This is a genomic window from Rhizobacter sp. P3_B12 (assembly GCF_056402895.1).
This window is the reverse complement of sequence record NZ_JBFUGN010000681.1, coordinates 1-3,385: the sequence shown is the minus strand read 5'-3', so window position 1 is coordinate 3,385 and position 3,385 is coordinate 1. Positions and strand designations below refer to the sequence as shown.

General features: G+C 70.7%; 3 protein-coding genes. 2 read left to right on the top strand and 1 reads right to left on the bottom strand.

Translation table 11 applies throughout. The features are described from left to right. Positions 1 to 1,291 (bottom strand): cache domain-containing protein (locus AC1D01_RS26060; protein ID WP_477871527.1); only part of this gene is annotated, 1,291 nt, incomplete at its 3' end. Between the two features lie 382 nt (positions 1,292 to 1,673). On the opposite strand from AC1D01_RS26060, the gene AC1D01_RS26055 reads away from it, so the two are divergent. Next, positions 1,674 to 3,152, top strand: coding sequence for a helix-turn-helix transcriptional regulator (locus AC1D01_RS26055; protein WP_477871525.1), 1,479 nt, complete (start codon positions 1,674 to 1,676; stop codon positions 3,150 to 3,152). A gap of 7 nt (positions 3,153 to 3,159) precedes the next feature. Further along, a partial coding sequence (locus AC1D01_RS26050) for a hypothetical protein (protein ID WP_477871523.1) occupies positions 3,160 to 3,385 on the top strand: 226 nt, incomplete at its 3' end.

Below are 3,385 nucleotides of genomic sequence, written 5' to 3'. Positions count from 1 at the left end.
GCGCATGGTGGCGCGCCTCGTCGAACACCGCGTTCAGCGTCGAGCGATGCAGGTTCGAGATCGCCTGCTCGAACACCTGGCGGATGCGCTCGCCGGTCTGGCCGACCTCGCGCAGCAGCGTTGCGGYGAAGGCGTTCGAGGTGCCTTCGCCGGCCGGCCGCAGGCGGCCGTTCCACAGCACGCGCGAGAGGTCGCGCTGGATGTGGCGGGCCTGCGCGGGGATGGTGCGCAGCGCCTCGCCGAACAGCTCGCGGGTGTCGAGGCGGGCGAGCAGGTCGTCGTCGGCCGTGGTGTCATGCAGGCCCTCCTGCAGCTCGGCGGTGTCGAAGGCCTGGTCCACCGGCACCAGCGCACGTGCCGACCAGCCGGGGCCGCTGTAGCCTTCGTAGCCGCTCGCGGCGGCATGCACCATCAGGTACTCGCGTCCGGCGAAGCGGGTGAGCGGGTGGGCTGCCGTGGAGGTCGCCGGCGGCAGCGGCGCGCCGACCGGCACCTGCCACGGGTCGGACGAGGCCAGCACCGCATCGGCGCCATCGGTCAGCACGATCACGCTGCGGTCGCGCGGCTCCAGCAGCTGCGCGAAGATCGCGCGCATCTCGTCGTCGAAGCGGAACGACAGGCACAGCACGCCCTCGATGCGCTCGTCGACGCGGATCGCCGCCGCGTACAGCAGCGCGCGCCGGCCGCCCATCAGCGCGGACGGGCCGAAGTGCTCGACATACGGGCCGCCCTGCAGCGCCTGCGCGAGCCAGGGCTCGCAGCTGCCGGGGCGGACCTCGATCGAATCGTCGAGCCGTGCCAGCACGCGGCCGTCCGGTGCCAGCGCGATCACGTCGTCATACACGGTGTACTTGGCCGCGTACTCGGCGAAGCGGGCCTGCAGCGCGCGCAGTGCGGCGGCGTCGACCCCGTCGGCGCCCAGGCTCGCACGCAGCACCTCGCGCAACTGCGAATCGGTGCTCAGGAAGCCGATGTCGGCGGTGCGCTCGAACAGGTTGCGCACCAGGATGTCGATCGCCACCTGCGCCTGGCTGCGCATGCGCTGCGCGACGTTGGCGAGCAGCGTGCGGCCGAGGCTGTCGAGCAGGTCTTCCGACAGCGACTGGAAGGCCGCGCGCGTCGCGCCGATGTCGGGCAGCGTGCCGCTCATCTGGCCGAGCATCGACAGGCTGTCCCACACCCCTTGCAGCCGCAGCAGCGACTCGCGGTATTCGTCCACCGCGGGCATGCGCGACACCAGCGGGGCCACTTCGGGCGAGAAAGGCATCCCGCGGCGCCAGATCTTTTTCATTGTTCGTCCTGAGGATTCAAGTGGGTTCGTGAGACATCCACCCCGCTCGCAGGCCTCAGCCGATGCAGACGCTCTCAAGATTGAGAATCGGCCGATCCGAGGCCAGGTACACCTGGACTTTCGTGAAACGGATCACGCTTGCGCATCACGCGACAGGAACGGGTCCGATGCGGCCCGGGCGGGCTGCTTCGGCGTCAGCCTCGCGTCAGGCTCGGGCTCGCCTGGAACCGTTTTCGCAAGTGTGCGAATCGGTCCGCCGCCCGTTCTCGTTTTTGAGGCGACAGGCGTGACTGAGAGTTCATGAGCTTGTTTTTTCGTGCGATGACGAGACTGAGCTGCATCGGGTCCTGCATCGGACCTTGCACCCAAAGGAGAGATCGCCATGCAGATTCAAGTCCTCACCGTCCTGGCCCGCCACGAACATGTCCAGGCCCTGATGTCGCCGGTGCTCGAAGGCCGCGTCCAGGAAGCCGTCTCGAAGGCCGAAGAGCTGCTGGGCGACCGCCCGGCTCACCTGGGCGACGACATGCTGAGCGAGCTGGCCCAGCTGTGCGGCGACCTGATGCTGTCGCTGGACCGCGCCGAAGAGGCCGAGGAAACCTACCGGCTGGCCGTCAAGCTGGCCGGCGGCGCGCAGCGCGGCACGGTGCGCGTGGTGTCGTGCCGCGGCACCGGTTTCCTGAGCCTGTACCAGCACCGCTACGGCACGGCCGCGGCCTGCTTCGGCCGCATGGCCGTCGACGAGGCCGCGACGCCGGCGCAGAAGGTGGAGGCGATGTGCGCGATGGCGATGGCCCGCCACGGCCTCGGCCAGAAGGAGCGCGCGATGCAGGCGCTCGACGAGGCGAGCGAGATCGCCCGCGACGACGATTCGGCCCAGCTCGCGATGATGGTGAGCCTGGTGCGCGTCGAGCTGCTCGCGCAAAGCGAGATCCGCGCCCACGACGACCTGCGCGACCACGTGTTCTGGCAATCGCCGATGGTCGACCGCATGCCGGCCTCGGCCCAGCTGCAGCCGGTGTCGGCGATCGACCAGTGCATGAGCGCCTACGGCCGCTTCGCGCTGGTGGCGCGCCGGCTGCGCCAGCTGCGCGACCTGGTGATGGCCGGCGGCGGCGATGCCCGCGCGCAGGCCGCGCTGCCGGAGCACATCGCCGGGCTGCGCACGCTGGGCTTGGCGACGCTCGAGCGCCAGGCGCGCCTGGACACCGCGCTGGTCGCGATCACGCAACGCCAGGCCGAGCTGGCCCGCGCCACGCTCGAGCCGCTGCAATCGCGCGAGGCCGAGATGGGTGGCCGCCAGCGCTGGCGCATGGAGCTGTCGTACTGCCTGGCCAAGGTGTGCGCGCTGTCGGGCCGGGTCGACGAATCGATGCGCCACTACCAGCGCTATGCGTTGGAGTCGATGCAGTGCGTGCGCACCGAATCGGCGTTCGACGACCGTGCCGCGCGGCCGGGCACGGCGGCGCCGGTGGCGGTGAAGGACGACATCGAGATGCGGCTGCCGGCGAAGTACCGCCGTGCCTACCGCTACCTGCTGGAGCACCTGGACTGCGCCGAGCTGAGCGTGCGCGAGATCGCCGACGACATGGGCGTGACCGAGCGGGCGCTGCAGTGGGCCTTCAAGAACCACCTGGGCATGACGCCGGGCGAGGTGATGCAGCGCTGCCGCGTCGAGCGCATCCGCGCCGACCTGCTGCGCGACGACGCCCCGGGCCACAGCGTGATCGAGACCGCGGCGCGCTGGGGCATCCGCAACCGCTCGACGCTGGTCACCTCGTACCGCAAATACTTCCGCGAGACGCCGACCGAGACGCTGGCGCGCCGTGGCCGCGCGGACCACATGGCTGCGGCGTACTGAGCCCACCATGAGTTCGCATGGCTTGCGTGCGTCGATCGGCGCGCTGATGGCGGGCATGGCCTCGCACGCCGGCGCGGCCTTCGACTGCACCGATCCCTTCGGCAACCGCTACCAGAGCGCTCGGCTGATCGCCGAGGGTGGCGTGCAATGCGTGCCGGTGCTGCCGCCGGTGCAGGCCCTGAATCCACAGGCTCGGCCGCTCACACCGCAGGACGTGGCCTCGATCCTCGGGC

What these genes read in the sequence shown, in the direction of transcription:
- AC1D01_RS26055 (WP_477871525.1), top strand. Translation starts at nt 1,674, where the DNA reads ATGCAGATTCAAGTCCTCACCGTCCTGGCCCGCCACGAACATGTCCAG.